Genomic DNA, 15,480 nt, shown 5'->3' on the forward strand with positions numbered 1-15,480 from the left:
TCATCCTCAGCCCGTCACTCGGGTTGAAGATAGCGAAGGTTGACGATCATGACCATGGCGCAGCAAAAATGCACTCCCGCTCCGGATCGTCGCTGGATTTCATGGCTTGCGGACGGATTCGGCTGGTTCGCGACCAGGAAAAAGGCGCATCTCGACATCAGGGACCTGTCGCCGCACCTGCAGCGGGACCTTGGCTTCCTCGACGGCAACGATCCTTTCGGACGGCATGGATAGCAGGCCCGGATTTTATCGCAAATCGATGTTGCCTCGAGGCTTTTGGCTCACCCGCTCGCCAGCAGGGCGGCGGCGGTTCGTTCGTCGGTGATGAGGCCGTTGACCAGCCGGCGGTTCACGGCCGCCAGGATGCCCGCCAGCTTGCGTTCACCCATGGCGAGCGCGATGACCAGCGACTTCTCGCGTGACGGCAGGGCCGCCGACGACACCCGGTCGTTGGTGATGCCCTCGATCATGCGGCCGTCGCGATCGAACACCCAGCCGACAATTTCGGCGACGCCGCCGGCCTTCTGTAGCGCCTTCAGCTCGGCGTCGGAGATGAAGCCGTCCTCATAGAGCGGCGCCTTCGGGCCGAGGTCGCCGATGCCGACGAAGGTGACGTCGGCCTCCGCGGCCAGCGCCAGCGTCGGCTGGATCATCGGCTGGCTGAGCAGCATCTCGCGCTCCTGCGGCGAGGAGGCGATGACCGGCAACGGCATCGGGAACGACCGCGCCTTGACCCTGTCGGCCATGGTGAAGATGACGTTGTAGAAAGCGGCCGAACCGTCCGGCGAGATATTGCCGGTCAGGGACACCACCTTGTGCTGCGGGCACTCCATCGGCGGCAGTTGCTCGATCGCCGCCTTCAGCGTACGGCCGGTGCCGATCGCCAGCACGATCGGCGCCGGCGATCTCAGCCGCCTCTCGATTTCCGCTGCCGCCGCCTCGGCGATACCGATCGTCGTCGACGACGAGGTCGGGTCGCTCGGCACCACCTCCACCAGGTCGAGCGCGAAGCGCGACTTCAGGCGGGCGGCGAGGTCGAGGCAGTTGGCGATCGGATGGTCGACGCGCACCTTGATCAGGCCTTCCGACACTGCCAGCGACACCAGCCGCTGCGCGGTCTGCCTGGAGATGCCGAGCGTGGCGGCGATCTGGTCCTGCGTGTTACCGGCGACGTAATAAAGCCAGCCCGCGCGCGCGGCATCGTCCAACCTGTTGCTGCCGCCTTCCTGCCGGTTATTCACGTTCTGCCTCCCGAAACCGCCGGTCATGGAGGCGGTCGCGCCTACTTTCGCAGGGAACCGCGCGCTGCGCAATTGTCAATCGCCAGGGCAATTGCTTGCGCCAGCGGGCGTGGGATCGGCCGGATCATCGTCGGCCGGGGGATTCCACGGCAGGCAAAAGGAGGATTTCCGTTCCGACAGGTGGCACGTTCTGCCGTTCGGATGGTTTATCTCGCGGGGTAAACCCTTTAAGGGAACGCCAAAAGGAGCGTTGCATGACACCGAAAGCGGTTTTCTGGGACATGGACGGCACGCTGGTCGACAGCGAACCGCTGCACGAAGCAGCCCTGGTGGCGGCGATGCGCAATGTCGGCCTTCAGCCTCCGCCCGACCTGCATGAGCGCGTTCTCGGGGTCGCTGCCTGGCCGGTCTACCTGATGATGCGCGACGAGTTCGGCCTGGATCTGCCCTTCGACGAGTGGATCGTCCATAAATACGAGCATTATCTGCCGCTTGTCGCGACATTGAAGCCGCGCCCCGGTGCGATCGAGATATTCAACGAATTGCGCGCGCTTGGCGTGCAGCAAGCCGTGGTCTCGAATTCCGACCGCATGATCGTCGACGCCAATCTGCACATGGTCGGCCTGATCTATCCAGGCATGAAGACCATCAGCCGCAACGACGTGCGCGAAGGCAAGCCGCAAGCCGAGCCGTTCCTGCGCGCCGCCTATCTGGCCGATGTCGATCCCGCGGACGCGGTGGCGGTCGACGACAGCTGGCCGGGCGCCATGGCGGGGCTGGCGGCAGGCATGAAGACGATCTTCTGGCCGGAAAAACCGATGGACGGCCCGCCCAGTGCGGTGGTCATCAACAGCGCCGAGGAATTGCGGGCTGAACTGGGGCTTTAAACCTCAGTTCCGGTAGACCGGCTCCTGCTCGTCGAGGATCGCCTTCAGCTCGCTGAGATGCCGCTCGGCCTGGCCGGGATAGTCGTCCATTTCGCGTGCCGCCTTCTCGGCGATGGCGTCGGAAAGCGTGCGCAGCGGCCGCCCGGTCCACAGCGCCTTGATGTAGGTCTCGGCGGCGCGTTCGAAATAGAACATGCGGTTGAAAGCGTCGGCCACCGTGTCGCCGATGACCAGCACGCCGTGATTGCCCATCACCATTACCTTGACCTTGGGGTCGGTCAGGAGCTGCGAGCAGCGCTCGCCCTCTTCCTCGAAGGCCAGACCGCCATAATGGGCGTCGACCACATGGCGGTTGAAGAACATCGCCGAATTCTGGTCGATCGGCGGCAGCCTCGAATCGGCGAGCGAGGCCAGCACGGTGGCGTGGATGGAATGCACATGCATGACGCAGCGCGCATGGCGGACATTGCGGTGGATGGCGCCGTGCAGGCCCCATGCCGTCGGGTCCGGCGCATTCGGGCCGGACAGCGTCTCGGGATCGTTGGCGTCGATCATCAAAAGGTCGCTCGCCTTGATGCGCGAGAAGTGCACCTGATTGGGGTTCATCAGGAATTTTGTGCCGTCTTCGTTGACCGCCAGCGAGAAATGGTTGGCCACCGCCTCATGCATGTTGAGCCGCGCCGTCCAGCGGAAAGCGCAGGCGAGATCGACGCGCTCCTCGTAGAAGGGCAGGTTGGTCAGCTGTTCCTTTTGCAGGCGGGCGATGCTCATCGAAAAATCCTCCGGGTTTTAGGAACAATGCCGTGCCCTGCTTGTGCCCGCAACCGGTTTCGGTTGGTGCAGCCGGCTCACGCCGCCGTGCTTGCGGCGGCCCCGACCTTCAAGCCGCCATGCTCGACGATGAAATCGATCACCTCCCGCAACCCCTTGCCGCGCGACAGGTCGGTGAAGCCAAACGGCCGTTTGCCGCGCATGCGGGCGGCGTCGCTCTCCATCACGTCGAGATTGACGTTCACATAGGGCGCCAGGTCGCTCTTGTTGATGATCAGGAAATCGGAACGGGTGATCGCCGGACCGCCTTTCCGCGGGATCTCCTCGCCCTGGCAGACGGAGATGACATAGAGCGTGAGGTCGGCGAGATCCGGCGAGAAGGTGGCGGCAAGGTTGTCGCCGCCGGATTCGATGAAGATGATGTCGAGATCGGGGAATTTGCGGTTGAGCTCCGCGATCGCCTGCAGATTGATCGAGGCGTCCTCGCGGATGGCGGTGTGCGGGCAGCCGCCGGTCTCGACGCCGACGATGCGCTCCTCCGGCAGCGCCTGCAGCCGCGCCAGCATCATGGCGTCTTCCCTTGTGTAGATGTCGTTGGTGACGACGGCGATGGAGAATTCCTCACGCAGCGCCTTGCACAGTTTCTCGGTGAGCGTCGTCTTGCCCGAACCGACGGGGCCGCCAATGCCGATGCGAAGGGGACCGTTGGGCTGCGTCATGTCGGGAACTCCGTGATGGCGAGAACTGCAAAGCCGAGCCCGATCAGCAGGCACAGCGGCGAATAAAGGCTCCTATCGAGCCGCGCGAAAGGCTGTTCCGGTGCCAGCCGGCGCCACCGGGGCGTGAAGCCGGCAATGCCGCGTCCGAGAAACACCAGCCCGATCAGCAGCGCGGTGGCGGCGAGGCCTTGCCCAGGAAAGGGCGAGGCAAACACACCCTCCAGAGCCATCGGCCAGAGCGTTGCCAGCGCCAAGCAGGCGGCGACGGCAAAGCAGGCGAACGGCGCCGGCATCTCGTCGACGCCGCGAAAGCCGACGACCGCATGCGCGCAGGACGCCGCATCCTTGCCCGGCCATATCCCGCCAATGCCCCAATAAACGTGCAACGCGGTGATTACCAGCAGGACGAATGAGAGGACGAAGGCAAGGACGATCATGAGCGGAACAATCGCGAATACTGGGTTTCGTGCTGCATCGCCACGATATCAGAGACAAAGGCGCAACCGCCGAGATCATCCAATGTCGAGCGGGATGCGCGGGCGGCGGTCGCAAGGGCCAGCGGCTCGAAGCCGGCGAGCAAACTGGTCGCGCCGCTTTGTCCGATGACGCCCAGCCGGATCGCGGCCTGGACGAGGTTGGAGAAGAAGGCCTGCAGGAAGGCGGACAGCGCGTCCTGAAGCGCGATACCATTGCCGCCGGCAACAGCGCCGACGGCGACGCAGTACGCACAATCGGCGGGCAAGCGCTCCAGCACGGGGGAGGGCCAGGCGGCGGCCGCTTTGAGGAAAGCCACACCTTGCAGCATGGTCTCGGCATGGCGTTCGCGCGACCCGGCCAACGCCTCGGCCAGTGCGGCGACTTCGGCCGGATCGCCGCCTTCGCGGGCTTTGCGCCAGCTCTCGGCGAACAGCACGGCATCGTTCCAGGCGGAGCCCATCTCGACCAGCGTTTCAAGCCATGCGGCGAGGCCCGCCGCATCGGTCACCAGCCCATCATGCACGGCGCGTTCGAGGCCATGGCTGTAGGAAAAGCCGCCGACCGGAAAGACCGGCGACAGCCATGCCATCAATCGTAGCAGGGCGATGCCGGAGGGCTGGTCAGTCATGATGATCATCGTGATGATCGTGATGATCGTGATGGTCGTGCGAATGCGAATGGCTGTGCGAATGCGCTTCGGCGTGGCTGTGGGCGTGCGCATGGCCGTGGTCATGGCCGCCGGAATAGGCGCCGCGCACCGGTTTGAACGGCTCGGAGACCTCGCGCACCGTGGCCCCGAGCCCCTCCAGCATCGCCTTGATGACATGATCGCGCAGGATGAGGATGCGCTCCGCCTCTATCGCCGCCGCGAGATGGCGGTTGCCGATATGCCAGGCCAGTTCCGCCAGATGCACGGCGTCGCGGGCGCGGATATCATAGACCTCCTCCGGCGCCGCGATGATCTCGACGTGGCGGCCGTCTTCCAGCACCAGCCGGTCGCAGTCGTTGAGCGCGACGGGCTCCGGCAGGTCGACCAGCACCTTGCTGCCGTCGGACAATTCGATCGCCCGGCGGCGCAGATGCCGCTCGTCATGGGCAAGAACGGCACGACCGGATGGCGCCGTGGTGCCGGCATTGCCGGAGGTCAGCACCGAGATGGCGCGCGGAAATTTCGTGAAGTCGGTGTTGAGGTTGAGCTTCATTTCATGGCTCCGCCATTGGCTTGCGCCCGGGCACGGGCAGGGCGTGAAAGCACGCGGTCGAAATAGGCGTTGACGCGGTCGGATTCGACCGGGAACCGGCCGGCGCGCGCCCAGCCGCCCATGTCGCCGAGCAGCACGTCGACAGCCGAGAACCGGTCGCCGAGCGCGAAAGGCTTGTCGCCAAGCCGGCGCTCCAGCGCCTTGACCTCGGAGGCGAAATCGTAAGCGGCTGCGGGGCCGACATCGACCCGGACTTCCCTGGGCAGCAGGAAGCGGTGGCGCAATTTGTTCCACAACGGCGCTTCCAGCTCGGACTGGGCGAAATGCATCCAGGAATCCATCTCGGCGCGGCCGGCGAGGCCGGGATTGGCGCCCATGCCCTTGTCCGCGTGCTTATCGGCGAGATAGACGCAGATCGCCGCCGAATCCGTCAGCGTCAGCTCGCCGTCGATCAGGATCGGCACCTTGCCCGAGGGGTTGAGCGCATAGGCTTCGGGCGAGCGCAGGGGAATTTCGACGAATTCATAGGCCTGTCCGAGTTCTTCGAGCATCCACAGAACACGGCTGACCCGGGATCCACGCGATCCGACGACCTTGTACATGGTTGAACCCTGCCTTTCCCGGTCAGCTTAGAGCATCCGCGGCCGTCATACGATCGTGTCGAACAGCCGCAGGATGAACGATATCTGGTAGATCAGCGCCGCGGCGACGAAGGCGATGTGGAAGCGGCGGTCGCGCACCAGGATCGCGGCGATGCACAGCGCGACGAAGACCGGCGTGCGGAACAGATATTCGTTGCCGAAGCGGGCAAAATGCTCTGGTCCCTTCAGCAGCGTGTCGATCACGTCGAGCAGGTAGGTCGCGGCCAGCAGGCCGAAGAACCAGGCGCGGCGCGAATAGAAGAAATCCTCATAGCTGGTGTAGTCGAGCATCGAATCCGGAAACAGCAGCGCGCAGAGCAGGAACAGGGTGATGGCGTAGAAGATGATGAACAGGTACTTGCCGAAGGTCCATGTTTCGATGGCGTAGAGGCCGAACTCCCACCACCAGAAATGCACCAGCATCAACAGCACCGAAGCGACCCAGGCCAGATGCACCGCATAGAGCCGGTACTGGCCGGGATGCTGGACGATGCGCGCCACCCCCGACAACAGGCGCGCGACGCCGAGCCCGATCACCATGCCCATGACGATGCGGATATGCGGGAAGATGTCGTGGGGCGAAGCTATTTCGGTGGCCATGCCGAATGCTCGCCAGGTGATGGAACGTCCGTCAACACACCACTATCAGTCTATTCGCGCATAAGGTTGTCTGAAGACCACGGTGATCCTGGGAAATAATCATCGTCCAAGATTTCCTTGATCCCATAGGGGCAATGGACAGGGAAATCCCGATCTCTCAGGCCTGTTTCGTCCAATGCCTTTAATCTTGCTATCTTGAACTCTCGATCGAGCACCTGCGCAGGATATTTTTTGAGGCTCGGACTTTCATCAAGCAGGCCCTCAATCCGAAGCCGTTGCTCCCGAATTGTCAGCAACCAGCCCGTTTTGCGCTGCTCAGACTGAAACTCCCATTTCAGCAAGTGAAGGACCAAAGTGCCAAGCCTGCTCGCAATTTCCCTTTTGTCGCTCCGCCCCAAGCTCTCGATCTCCTCGGCAACATTCTCACGATCGAGGTCGGAAAGACGACCTTCGCGCAGCAACGCGCCCTGCTCGGCGCACCACTGAGCATAGTCGGCCTCGTAGGGCGTCAATTGCTGTTTGCGAAATATCTTGTTCATTGAGGAGATATTGCTCCCAAAGTGCACAATTTCCAAGTCCGCGGAGAACGAGTGGGCCCATTCGGGCAGTCGGCACAACCCACTCACCGCCGCATTTAACGAGGGCAATGACTCGCGGCGATCTTATCAAAACAGAAAATATCGCTGCGCCATCGGCAGCACCGTCGCTGGTTCGCAGGTCAAGAGTTCGCCGTCGGCACGAACCTCGTAAGTCTCGGGATCGACTTCGATATGCGGCGTGGCGTCGTTGAGCACCATCGAATGCTTGCCGATGCCGCCACGCGTGTTTTCGACCGCGACGAACTGCTTGTCGACGCCGAGCCGGCCGTGCAGACCGGACTCCAGTGCCGCCTTCGAGACGAAGGTTACCGACGAGTTGGTGCGCGCCTTGCCATAGGCGCCGAACATCGGCCGATAGTGCATCGGCTGCGGCGTCGGGATCGAGGCGTTGGGGTCGCCCATCGGCGCCGCCGCGATCATGCCCCCGATCAGCACCATATCAGGCTTGACGCCGAAGAAGGCCGGGTTCCACAGCACCAGGTCGGCGCGTTTGCCGACGGCGATCGAACCAATCTCCTTCGACAGCCCGTGCGCGATGGCCGGGTTGATCGTGTATTTGGCGATATAGCGGCGGACGCGGAAATTGTCGTTGTTGCCGGTCTCCTGCGGCAGCGAACCGCGCTGGCGCTTCATCTTGTCGGCGGTCTGCCAGGTCCGGATCGCCACCTCGCCGACGCGGCCCATCGCTTGTGAGTCCGAGGAGATGATCGAGAAGGCACCGATGTCGTGCAGAATGTCCTCCGCCGCGATGGTTTCCTTGCGGATGCGGCTTTCGGCGAAGGCGATGTCTTCCGGGATCGACGGCGACAGATGGTGGCAGACCATCAGCATGTCGAGATGCTCGGCCAGCGTGTTGACCGTGTAGGGCCGCGTCGGGTTGGTCGAGGACGGGATGACGTTGGGCAGGCCGCAGACCTTGATGATGTCGGGCGCATGCCCGCCGCCCGCGCCTTCGGTGTGGAAGGCGTGGATGGTGCGGCCCCCGATCGCCGCCACCGTGTTCTCGACGAAGCCGCTCTCGTTGAGCGTATCGGTATGGATCATCACCTGCACGTCATGGTCGTCGGCCACCGACAGGCAGCAGTCGATCGCGGCCGGCGTCGTGCCCCAGTCCTCGTGCAGCTTCAGCGAGCAGGCGCCGCCCAGCACCATCTCCTCGAGCGCCGCGGGCAGGGAAGCGTTGCCCTTGCCCGACAGGCCGATATTCATCGGGAAGGCGTCGAAGGACTGGATCATGCGCGCCATGTGCCATGGCCCGGGCGTGCAGGTGGTGGCGAGCGTGCCGTGCGCCGGGCCGGTGCCGCCGCCCAGCATCGTGGTGATGCCCGACATCAGCGCTTCCTCGATCTGCTGCGGGCAGATGAAATGGATATGCGCGTCGAAGCCGCCCGCGGTAAGGATCTTGCCTTCGCCGGCGATGATCTCGGTGCCGGGGCCGATGATGATGGTGACGCCATCCTGTGTGTCCGGGTTGCCGGCCTTGCCGATTGCCGCGATGCGGCCGTCCCTGAGGCCGATATCGGCCTTGAAGATGCCGGCGCTGGCGTCGATCACCAGCGCATTGGTGATGACGGTGTCGACCGCTCCTTCAGCGCGGGAAACCTGGCTCTGGCCCATGCCGTCGCGGATGACCTTGCCGCCGCCGAATTTCACCTCCTCGCCATGAATGGTGAAATCCCTCTCGACCTCGACGAAGAGTTCGGTATCGGCAAGCCTCACCCTGTCGCCGACCGTCGGCCCGTACATCTGCGCATAGGCGGCGCGGGTTATTCTGGCCATCAGTGATTGCTCCCGAATTGCGGTGCTGGTGAAACCGGGCTGCACATTGCTGCCATCCAATGGTCACGCAATGACCCGCTGGTCGACACCTTCTGATCCCATTTGGCGGTTGAGGTTGGAGGGTCACCCCAAAACGACCGTTTGCCAAATCGATGGAAGGAAAATCCATGCGCAAAACGATAGTTCTCGCCGCTGCCGCCACCCTGATGCTGGCGGGTGCCGCCAGTGCCCAGCAGCAGCCCGCGCAGCAGCCCGCTCCGGCAGCGCCGGCCGCGCCCGCCCCCGGCGGGCAGCAGGCCGCGCCGACGATCCAGAGCGTCAACATCGTCGACATCACCGAACTGCCGAAGGACACCCAGACGCAGGTCAACCAGGTGATCGCCCAGCGCGGCGATGCCGGCCTGCAGAAGCTGCGCAGCTCGATCGATGCCACGCCCAAGGTCAAATCCGCCCTCGAGGCCAAGGGAATGACCTCGGCGCAGGTGGTCGCGGCCAGCATGGAGCCCAACGGCGCCCTGACCCTGATCACCAAGAAGGCGAGCTGACGGCGCGCCTGCGCGGCGGGCCGTCGTCCGGTCCGCCCGCGCTATCTGGAAGGGAACCTTGGCCGGGCAGGAGCCGTTTCGTTTCATCGGCGCTGAACGGCGCCGCGAAACGAACCCGTCCAGGAGCGAGCGATGGCGACCAACCCCGGCAAGAGACGGCTCTATGCCTTCGCCTCCATGGCATTCCTGGCGGCGGGCAGCCCCGGAGCCTCTCTTCACGCACAAGGGCTCGAAAGTCCCGAGACCGTCAATCGGATCATCGGCTCGGACGTCAAGCAGGAAGAAACCAGGAGCGATGCCGAAGCGGGCAAAGTTGCCAGGGCGATCGACCGGACGCGTGAAAACATCGGCACGGTGCGCAAGACCTCCAAGCTCGACAAGGTCGACATCGTGTTCCTGACCGATGCCGCGCGCACCGAAGGCGGTCCGCCGCCGGCGATCGAAACCAAGGTCAAGCAGCATCAGGACGACATTGCGGAGCTGCGCAAGGAGATCGAGGCCAACGCGCTGCTGTTCAATGCCATCGACTCGCGACGCGTGCTTGCGCAGGACGTTCTCGCCGTGGAATTCGACGACCCCGGAAAAATCGTCATCTATGCGGCGGCCAAGCCGTCCGATTGAGCCGAGGGCACAACTCGCTTTCGTGCTCGCCCGAAAGCCCTTTGCCCTCTTTGCACGCCGCGCATGAGACGCCCTCGGCCTCACAGCCTGCCCATCACCTTCTGCTGAAAGCCATAGACCTCGCGCTTGCCGCCCAGCGGCACCAGCGTAACGTCGCGCTCCTGTCCGGGCTCGAAGCGCATGGCGGTGCCGGCGGCGATGTCGAGGCGCATGCCGCGCGCCTGTTCGCGGTCGAATTTCAAGCCCTCATTGGTCTCGAAGAAATGATAGTGGCTGCCGACCTGGATTGGCCGGTCGCCGCTGTTGGCCACTTTGAGCGTAACCGTCGGCAGGCCTTTGTTCAGGTCGATGTCGCCGTCGGCGGGAATGATTTCACCCGGGATCATCGTTCGTCACACGGCGCCGAGGACGAGGCCGAGCCCGATCGCCGTGCAGGCGGCACCAGCGGCCCGCATGAGCACGCGAAACCGCCTGCCGAGGCCAAGCCCGGCGGCGATGCCGGCGGCGTGCAGCAGCGCCGTGGCGACGGCAAAGCCGGCCATATATTCAAGCCCTGCGGCATTTTCCGGTACCTCGGTGCCATGGGCGTGACCATGAAACAGCGCGAACGCGCCGATGATGGCGACGCCGGCCGTGACAGGAAGATCGACGGCCAGCGCCACGAACAATCCGAGCGCCACCACCGACGCCAATATGCCCGGCTCGACGAAGGGCAGCGGCACATGCAGCATGCCGAGCGCGCCACCGGCCAGCATGACGCCCACAAAGGCCGCCGGCCATGCCCACACCGCCTTGCCGCCTTTCTGTGCCGCCCACAGGCCGACCGCGACCATCACCGTCATGTGGTCGAGGCCGGAGAGCGGATGCATGAAGCCGGCCGCGAAGGAGGAGGTCGTGCCGGCCCCGACATGGGCGTAGGCGGGCATTGCGGCTGCCATGAGCAGAATCGCAGAGAGGCACAGGCGTTTGGCGGGGATCATTCTACTTGCCTTTCGTTGGTGAGCGCAGAGGTCACGCGGCCTCGCGCGGACCGCAGCTCTCGGCTTTGAGGACGCGCTTGGTCGAAGCGGGATACTTCTTCAGCATTGCCGGCGGACGGATCGGCCGTGCCGAAAAATTGCCGCCGCAATTGGGGCAGACGCCGCCGAGCACGTCTTCCACGCAATCGGCGCAGAAGGTGCATTCGAAGGTGCAGATTAGCGCATCCGTCGCCTCCGGCGGCAGGTCCTTGTCGCAGCATTCGCAGTTCGGGCGCAGCTCAAGCATATCTGTCTCCTCACCGTATCGGCTCATGCACGGTCACCAGCTTGGTGCCGTCGGGGAATGTCGCCTCCACCTGCACGTCATGGATCATCTCGGCGATGCCTTCCATCACCTGGGCGCGGCTGACGACGTGGGCGCCGGCTTCCATCAGCTCGGCGACGGGACGGCCGTCGCGGGCGCCTTCGACGACGAAGTCGGTGATCAGCGCGATCGCCTCCGGATGATTGAGCTTGACCCCGCGCTCCAGACGCTTGCGCGCCACGACCGCCGCCATGGCTATCAGCAGCTTGTCCTTTTCCCTCGGCGTCAGGTTCATGCGTTTCCCTGAAATGATGCGGACACGATCACAGTGACCATATTTTGGGCAGCCCCGCCTTTCCGTTGAGCAAGCCGACGAGCGGAACCAGATGCTGGCGCAGCCGGTAGCCGTCGCCGGCATACAGCCTCGCAAGAAGCTTGCCAGATTCCTGCACGCTCCAGGTGCTGGCGCCGCCCTGGCCGCCGATGATCTCCCGAACCGGATCGAGAAGCGCTTCCGCCCGCGGCGAGATCAATAGCACCGTCGCCATGGCGACGGCGCCGCCGGCAATCGGTGGGCGCGCCAGGGTCGCGGCGATGTCGGGCCCGATGCGGAAATCCTCGGCATGGATGAGAGCCCCGCCCCGGCGGACGCGCCAGCGGTCGTGAAAGCCGCCCTGGACCGCGCGTTCGCCCATCGCCGTCCGGCCGAAGACGGTGGCTTCCAGCACCAGCGCCTCGGCGCCGGCGGCAAGATCAAGGTCGAGCGTGCGGGCAAAGGCCGATCGGTCGAAAACGATGGTCTCCTGCGGCAGCCAGGCGACGCGGCCGTTTTCGCCGACCGTTAGCCGGACGCTGACTTCGGCCCGGTCGGAAGCGGCGCGATAGATTTTCTCGCAGGCCTGCGTCGTTATCGTGGCGCTGGCATGCGCGCCGACGTCGATCTCCCAGCCGAGGCGGTCGCCTCCGGTCAGCCCGCCCGCGGTGTTGATCAGCACGGCTTCCAGCGGGCCGCCGGAAACGGCCGGCATCCTTATCTTGGCGGAACCGTCCTGATAGAGGCGGCGCAGCCGTGTGCGGCCGTCTTGACTGGCGCAGACGAGCTGCGCCAGTCCGGCCGCCCGCTGCGCCGGCGGGGCCGAAAATCCGGTATGTTCGATCGTATCCACGCCGTCAGGTTAAGCACCGCGGCGGTTTTGTCGATATATAGCTTGTTGCTTGATGGCGTTTCCGTTTCTATAGAGGGAGCCACCTTGGTACGCTCATGCGACGCCTGGCGGGGGTCCAAGGCGACGGTCGCGGCCTGATATCGAGGACAAAAAGGCGCTGTTCAGTTGGCGTCGGGAAACGACAAAGTGGGGAAGAAACCGAATGGCTGACCAACTGGCGACCGAAATCATCGAAAAGATCAAGGCTCATGCCGAGCCGGGCGGCGAGGAGATCACCACCAGCACCGAATTGACGGCGCTCGGCATCCATTCGCTGGAACTGACCGAGATCATCTTCGATCTCGAGGAGCAGTATGGCATCGAGATCGAGATGAACACGGTCGATGCCTGGAGCAACCTGAAGAATGTTGGCGACATGGTCGAGGCCGTTCGCGCGCTGATCGCGAAAAAAGCCTGACCGGATGCACAAGCGCGTCGTCATTACCGGCATCGGCGGTTTGTGCGGGCTTGGCACCGACGTGCCGGCGATCTGGACCGAGATGCGCGCCGGCCGCTCGGCGATCGGCCCCATCGATAACCCGTTCCTGCACGATTTGAAGGTCAAGATCGGCTGCGAGATCAAGGGGCTGCCCGACCATGGCATCGAGCGCAAGCAGCTGGTCTCGATGGACCGTTTCAGCCTGTTGGCGGTGATTGCCGCCCGCGAAGCCTTACAGCAGTCCGGTTTGGCCGCCCATGCGGACAATACCTACCGCATGGGTGCCGTTATCGGCATCGGCGTCTGCGGCTTCGAGACGGTCGAGGAGAACTATCGCGCCATCCTGATCGAGGGCAAGAATCGCGCCGGCATCTTCACGGTGCCGAAGGTCATGCCGGGCGCCGCCGCCGGCCAGGTCAGCATGCATCTCGGCCTGCGCGGACCGGTGTTCGGCGTCACTTCGGCCTGCTCGTCGGCCAACCACGCCATCGCATCGGCGGTCGACCAGATCAGGCTCGGCCGCGCCGACGTCATGGTCGCCGGCGGCACCGAGGCGCCGCTGGTCTGGGGCGTGCTGAAGGGGTGGGAGGCGCTGCGCGTGCTGTCGCCCGATACCTGCCGGCCGTTTTCGGCCGATCGTCAGGGTCTGGTGCTCGGCGAAGGCGCCGGCATGGCGGTTCTGGAAAGCTACGATCACGCGGTGGCGCGCGGCGCAAACATCCTCGCCGAAATCGTCGGCGCCGGCCTCTCGGCCGATGCCTCCGACATCGTTGCGCCGACCATAGAAGGGCCGGAAGCGGCGATGCGCTTCTGCCTGGCGGACGCCGGGTTGAATCCCGAGGACATCGATTACCTCAATGCGCACGGCACCGGCACCAAGGCCAATGACCAGATCGAGACCGCCGCGATCAAGCGCGTCTTCGGCGAGCACGCGCGCTCGCTTTCCGTCTCCTCGACCAAGTCGATGCATGCCCATTGCCTTGGCGCCTCGGGCGGGCTGGAGATGATCGCCTGCGTGATGGCGATTCGCGAGGGCGTGGTGCCGCCCACGGCGAATTTCCGCGAGGCCGACCCCGATTGCGATCTCGACGTGACGCCGAACGTCGCGCGCGAGCGTAAGGTGCGCGCCGCCATCAGCAACGGCTTCGCCTTCGGCGGCACCAATGCGGTGCTGGCGTTCAAGGCGATCTGATCCCGGCGATCATGCACTGCTCGGCAGGTCAATCTGCCGGCTCCCGATGCCGGCATCATTCGATTTGTTGACTGTGCGTGCACGGCCAAACGCCTGACGCCGCATTGATCGTGCCGGGGCGTGCGCCTAATTCTTTGCCGACCCCACCCAGACCGCGCCGCTCGGTGCGAAATCCCCGCCCAGGAGTTCTCGATGGCCGACCTGTCCGCCTTTCCAATCACCGCCCGCTGGCCGGCCAGGCATCCGGACCGGATCCAGCTCTATTCGGCGACGACCCCGAACGGGGTGAAGATATCGATCGCCCTGGAAGAGATCGGCCTGGCCTACGAGCCGCATTATGTGGACATCGGCAAAAACGAAAGCTGGACGCCGGAATTCCTGTCGCTCAATCCCAACGGCAAGATACCGGCGATCATCGATCCGAACGGTCCCGACGGCAAGCCGATCGGCCTGTTCGAGTCCGGCGCCATCCTGCTCTACCTCGCCGACAAGACCGGCCTGCTCTTCCCGGCGGACGCGGCGCGGCGCTACGAGACGATCCAGTGGGTGTTCTTCCAGATGGCGGCCGTCGGCCCGATCTTCGGCCAGGTCGGCTTTTTCCACAAATTCGCCGGCCGTGAGATTGCCGACAAGCGGCCGCTGGAGCGCTACCGCGATGAATCGCGCCGCCTGCTCGGCGTTCTCGACGGCAGGCTGAAGGGTCGCAGATGGATCATGGACAATGACTACACCATCGCCGACATCTCGCTCATCGGCTGGGTGCGCAACCTGATCGGCTTTTATGAAGCGTGCGACCTCGTCGGCTTCGATGATTTCGCGCATGTGGCGGCATGGCTGGAGCGCGGCCTGGCGCGGCCGGCGGTGCAGAAGGGCCTGACAATCCCGGCAAAGGGCTGAAGCTGCCTGACCGCCTGGGGCGGCGGAGACGTCACCGCCTCAGCCGATGTAACTCGGCTGGGCTATTTCGCCTTGGCTTTCGGGCCGCCCTTGCCCATCACGGAAGCCGCCAGCGAAGCGGCGCCGCGCGCCGTCGCCACCACCGCGCCGGCCGCGACGCTTGCCACGGTGCGGACGGCGCCGGATTTCTCTGGCGCCGGCTTGCGCGCGCTGGCCGGCTTTGCGGCCGCGGCCGCGACCTTCCGAGGCGCGGCCTTGCCGAAGCTGGGCTTGGCGTCCTTCGAACGTTCGGCGATCGCCGGACCAGCGCCGGCTTTCGCCTGCGTCGTCTTCGTCGTCCTGGTCTTGGCGGTCGCGGGTTTTCTTGCCTTGGTTGCCATT

At 64.7% G+C, this 15,480-nt stretch carries 23 protein-coding genes; 7 read left to right on the forward strand and 16 right to left on the reverse strand.

All coding sequences use genetic code 11. From position 1 onward, the window contains the following. The first annotated feature begins 48 nt into the window (after positions 1-48). The gene (locus tag LB545_RS04550; RefSeq protein WP_224704579.1) at positions 49-234 is read left to right on the forward strand and encodes a hypothetical protein; all 186 of its coding nucleotides are present in this window, start codon (positions 49-51) and stop codon (positions 232-234) included. 47 nt (positions 235-281) lie between these two features. Here LB545_RS04550 and LB545_RS04555 read toward each other — a convergent pair whose 3' ends face one another. Beyond that, complete coding sequence (locus LB545_RS04555; RefSeq protein WP_224704508.1) at positions 282-1,241, reverse strand: sugar-binding transcriptional regulator; 960 nt, start codon at positions 1,239-1,241, stop codon at positions 282-284. Between the two features lie 254 nt (positions 1,242-1,495). Between LB545_RS04555 and LB545_RS04560 the strand changes: the two genes are divergently transcribed. Beyond that, positions 1,496-2,128 carry an HAD family hydrolase gene (locus tag LB545_RS04560; protein ID WP_224704510.1) on the forward strand — a complete coding sequence of 211 codons (633 nt, stop codon included), beginning with the start codon at positions 1,496-1,498 and terminating at the stop codon, positions 2,126-2,128. Between the two features lie 3 nt (positions 2,129-2,131). Here the strand turns inward: LB545_RS04560 and LB545_RS04565 are convergent, their stop codons facing one another. The 9 genes from LB545_RS04565 to ureC all read right to left on the reverse strand — a co-directional run bounded on the left by LB545_RS04565 (position 2,132) and on the right by ureC (position 8,916). Next, complete coding sequence (locus LB545_RS04565; RefSeq protein WP_224704512.1) at positions 2,132-2,899, reverse strand: class II aldolase and adducin N-terminal domain-containing protein; 768 nt, start codon at positions 2,897-2,899, stop codon at positions 2,132-2,134. A gap of 77 nt (positions 2,900-2,976) precedes the next feature. Further along, entirely contained in the window at positions 2,977-3,618 is a 642-nt protein-coding gene (gene ureG / locus LB545_RS04570; RefSeq protein WP_140554600.1) for an urease accessory protein UreG, read from the reverse strand. Beyond that, positions 3,615-4,055, reverse strand: a complete 441-nt coding sequence (locus LB545_RS04575) for a DUF3995 domain-containing protein (RefSeq protein WP_140491332.1) — start codon at positions 4,053-4,055, stop codon at positions 3,615-3,617. Before LB545_RS04575 ends, ureG begins: the two co-directional genes overlap by 4 nt. Beyond that, positions 4,052-4,723, reverse strand: coding sequence for an urease accessory protein UreF (locus tag LB545_RS04580; protein ID WP_224704514.1), 672 nt, complete (start codon positions 4,721-4,723; stop codon positions 4,052-4,054). Before LB545_RS04580 ends, LB545_RS04575 begins: the two co-directional genes overlap by 4 nt. Next, positions 4,716-5,297 (reverse strand): urease accessory protein UreE, encoded by a 582-nt coding sequence (ureE, locus tag LB545_RS04585; protein WP_224704515.1) that lies wholly within the window; start codon positions 5,295-5,297, stop codon positions 4,716-4,718. The genes LB545_RS04580 and ureE overlap by 8 nt, the downstream gene beginning before the upstream one ends. Continuing rightward, complete coding sequence (locus tag LB545_RS04590; protein WP_224704516.1) at positions 5,294-5,899, reverse strand: glutathione S-transferase family protein; 606 nt, start codon at positions 5,897-5,899, stop codon at positions 5,294-5,296. The genes ureE and LB545_RS04590 overlap by 4 nt, the downstream gene beginning before the upstream one ends. A gap of 45 nt (positions 5,900-5,944) precedes the next feature. After that, the gene (locus LB545_RS04595; RefSeq protein ID WP_140563589.1) at positions 5,945-6,538 is read right to left on the reverse strand and encodes a hypothetical protein; all 594 of its coding nucleotides are present in this window, start codon (positions 6,536-6,538) and stop codon (positions 5,945-5,947) included. Positions 6,539-6,588: 50 nt separating this feature from the next. After that, positions 6,589-7,077 (reverse strand): DUF29 domain-containing protein, encoded by a 489-nt coding sequence (locus LB545_RS04600; protein ID WP_140491324.1) that lies wholly within the window; start codon positions 7,075-7,077, stop codon positions 6,589-6,591. A 126-nt stretch (positions 7,078-7,203) separates the two neighbouring features. Next, positions 7,204-8,916, reverse strand: a complete 1,713-nt coding sequence (gene ureC, locus LB545_RS04605; protein ID WP_411961460.1) for an urease subunit alpha — start codon at positions 8,914-8,916, stop codon at positions 7,204-7,206. 167 nt (positions 8,917-9,083) lie between these two features. Here ureC and LB545_RS04610 point away from each other — a divergent pair, with 167 nt between their 5' ends. After that, positions 9,084-9,461 carry a hypothetical protein gene (locus LB545_RS04610; protein ID WP_140514392.1) on the forward strand — a complete coding sequence of 126 codons (378 nt, stop codon included), beginning with the start codon at positions 9,084-9,086 and terminating at the stop codon, positions 9,459-9,461. A gap of 132 nt (positions 9,462-9,593) precedes the next feature. Continuing rightward, complete coding sequence (locus LB545_RS04615) at positions 9,594-10,082, forward strand: hypothetical protein (protein ID WP_140514393.1); 489 nt, start codon at positions 9,594-9,596, stop codon at positions 10,080-10,082. An 80-nt stretch (positions 10,083-10,162) separates the two neighbouring features. On the opposite strand, the gene LB545_RS04620 is transcribed toward LB545_RS04615, so the two are convergent. The 5 genes from LB545_RS04620 to LB545_RS04640 are packed head-to-tail and all read right to left on the reverse strand — an operon-like array spanning position 10,163 to position 12,532. Further along, positions 10,163-10,468, reverse strand: a complete 306-nt coding sequence (locus tag LB545_RS04620; protein ID WP_140491317.1) for an urease subunit beta — start codon at positions 10,466-10,468, stop codon at positions 10,163-10,165. Positions 10,469-10,474: 6 nt separating this feature from the next. After that, positions 10,475-11,062 carry a HupE/UreJ family protein gene (locus tag LB545_RS04625; protein WP_140816643.1) on the reverse strand — a complete coding sequence of 196 codons (588 nt, stop codon included), beginning with the start codon at positions 11,060-11,062 and terminating at the stop codon, positions 10,475-10,477. Positions 11,063-11,093: 31 nt separating this feature from the next. Continuing rightward, complete coding sequence (locus LB545_RS04630; protein ID WP_140524172.1) at positions 11,094-11,348, reverse strand: DUF1272 domain-containing protein; 255 nt, start codon at positions 11,346-11,348, stop codon at positions 11,094-11,096. A 10-nt stretch (positions 11,349-11,358) separates the two neighbouring features. After that, complete coding sequence (locus LB545_RS04635) at positions 11,359-11,661, reverse strand: urease subunit gamma (RefSeq protein ID WP_140729614.1); 303 nt, start codon at positions 11,659-11,661, stop codon at positions 11,359-11,361. 28 nt (positions 11,662-11,689) lie between these two features. Continuing rightward, positions 11,690-12,532, reverse strand: coding sequence for an urease accessory protein UreD (locus LB545_RS04640; RefSeq protein WP_140493415.1), 843 nt, complete (start codon positions 12,530-12,532; stop codon positions 11,690-11,692). A gap of 202 nt (positions 12,533-12,734) precedes the next feature. Between LB545_RS04640 and LB545_RS04645 the strand changes: the two genes are divergently transcribed. From LB545_RS04645 to LB545_RS04655, 3 genes are all read left to right on the forward strand, one after another. Further along, positions 12,735-12,989 (forward strand): acyl carrier protein, encoded by a 255-nt coding sequence (locus LB545_RS04645; protein ID WP_140491308.1) that lies wholly within the window; start codon positions 12,735-12,737, stop codon positions 12,987-12,989. 4 nt (positions 12,990-12,993) lie between these two features. Next, positions 12,994-14,202: a beta-ketoacyl-[acyl-carrier-protein] synthase family protein gene (locus LB545_RS04650; protein WP_140563585.1), complete on the forward strand. Its 1,209-nt coding sequence runs from the start codon at positions 12,994-12,996 to the stop codon at positions 14,200-14,202. Between the two features lie 192 nt (positions 14,203-14,394). Next, positions 14,395-15,099: a glutathione S-transferase family protein gene (locus LB545_RS04655; protein WP_140879313.1), complete on the forward strand. Its 705-nt coding sequence runs from the start codon at positions 14,395-14,397 to the stop codon at positions 15,097-15,099. A 62-nt stretch (positions 15,100-15,161) separates the two neighbouring features. Here LB545_RS04655 and LB545_RS04660 read toward each other — a convergent pair whose 3' ends face one another. Further along, the gene (locus LB545_RS04660) at positions 15,162-15,479 is read right to left on the reverse strand and encodes a hypothetical protein (RefSeq protein WP_140559001.1); all 318 of its coding nucleotides are present in this window, start codon (positions 15,477-15,479) and stop codon (positions 15,162-15,164) included. Position 15,480: the final 1 nt, after the last annotated feature.

This window comes from Mesorhizobium sp. BR1-1-6, assembly GCF_020165355.1.
In the GTDB taxonomy this organism is placed as follows: Bacteria; Pseudomonadota; Alphaproteobacteria; order Rhizobiales; family Rhizobiaceae; genus Mesorhizobium.

Bases quoted from the DNA above. Each gene is read 5' to 3' on its own strand.
- LB545_RS04600 (WP_140491324.1), bottom strand. From the start codon at position 7,077: ATGAACAAGATATTTCGCAAACAGCAATTGACGCCCTACGAGGCCGAC.
- LB545_RS04560 (WP_224704510.1), top strand. From the start codon at position 1,496: ATGACACCGAAAGCGGTTTTCTGGGACATGGACGGCACGCTGGTCGAC.
- LB545_RS04575 (WP_140491332.1), bottom strand. From the start codon at position 4,055: ATGATCGTCCTTGCCTTCGTCCTCTCATTCGTCCTGCTGGTAATCACC.
- LB545_RS04550 (WP_224704579.1), top strand. From the start codon at position 49: ATGACCATGGCGCAGCAAAAATGCACTCCCGCTCCGGATCGTCGCTGG.
- LB545_RS04660 (WP_140559001.1), bottom strand. From the start codon at position 15,479: ATGGCAACCAAGGCAAGAAAACCCGCGACCGCCAAGACCAGGACGACG.
- LB545_RS04625 (WP_140816643.1), bottom strand. From the start codon at position 11,062: ATGATCCCCGCCAAACGCCTGTGCCTCTCTGCGATTCTGCTCATGGCA.
- LB545_RS04610 (WP_140514392.1), top strand. From the start codon at position 9,084: ATGCGCAAAACGATAGTTCTCGCCGCTGCCGCCACCCTGATGCTGGCG.
- LB545_RS04615 (WP_140514393.1), top strand. From the start codon at position 9,594: ATGGCGACCAACCCCGGCAAGAGACGGCTCTATGCCTTCGCCTCCATG.
- LB545_RS04650 (WP_140563585.1), top strand. From the start codon at position 12,994: ATGCACAAGCGCGTCGTCATTACCGGCATCGGCGGTTTGTGCGGGCTT.
- ureC (WP_411961460.1), bottom strand. From the start codon at position 8,916: ATGGCCAGAATAACCCGCGCCGCCTATGCGCAGATGTACGGGCCGACG.
- LB545_RS04620 (WP_140491317.1), bottom strand. From the start codon at position 10,468: ATGATCCCGGGTGAAATCATTCCCGCCGACGGCGACATCGACCTGAAC.
- LB545_RS04655 (WP_140879313.1), top strand. From the start codon at position 14,395: ATGGCCGACCTGTCCGCCTTTCCAATCACCGCCCGCTGGCCGGCCAGG.
- LB545_RS04635 (WP_140729614.1), bottom strand. From the start codon at position 11,661: ATGAACCTGACGCCGAGGGAAAAGGACAAGCTGCTGATAGCCATGGCG.
- LB545_RS04595 (WP_140563589.1), bottom strand. From the start codon at position 6,538: ATGGCCACCGAAATAGCTTCGCCCCACGACATCTTCCCGCATATCCGC.
- LB545_RS04590 (WP_224704516.1), bottom strand. From the start codon at position 5,899: ATGTACAAGGTCGTCGGATCGCGTGGATCCCGGGTCAGCCGTGTTCTG.
- LB545_RS04630 (WP_140524172.1), bottom strand. From the start codon at position 11,348: ATGCTTGAGCTGCGCCCGAACTGCGAATGCTGCGACAAGGACCTGCCG.
- LB545_RS04580 (WP_224704514.1), bottom strand. From the start codon at position 4,723: ATGACTGACCAGCCCTCCGGCATCGCCCTGCTACGATTGATGGCATGG.
- ureE (WP_224704515.1), bottom strand. From the start codon at position 5,297: ATGAAGCTCAACCTCAACACCGACTTCACGAAATTTCCGCGCGCCATC.
- ureG (WP_140554600.1), bottom strand. From the start codon at position 3,618: ATGACGCAGCCCAACGGTCCCCTTCGCATCGGCATTGGCGGCCCCGTC.
- LB545_RS04565 (WP_224704512.1), bottom strand. From the start codon at position 2,899: ATGAGCATCGCCCGCCTGCAAAAGGAACAGCTGACCAACCTGCCCTTC.
- LB545_RS04645 (WP_140491308.1), top strand. From the start codon at position 12,735: ATGGCTGACCAACTGGCGACCGAAATCATCGAAAAGATCAAGGCTCAT.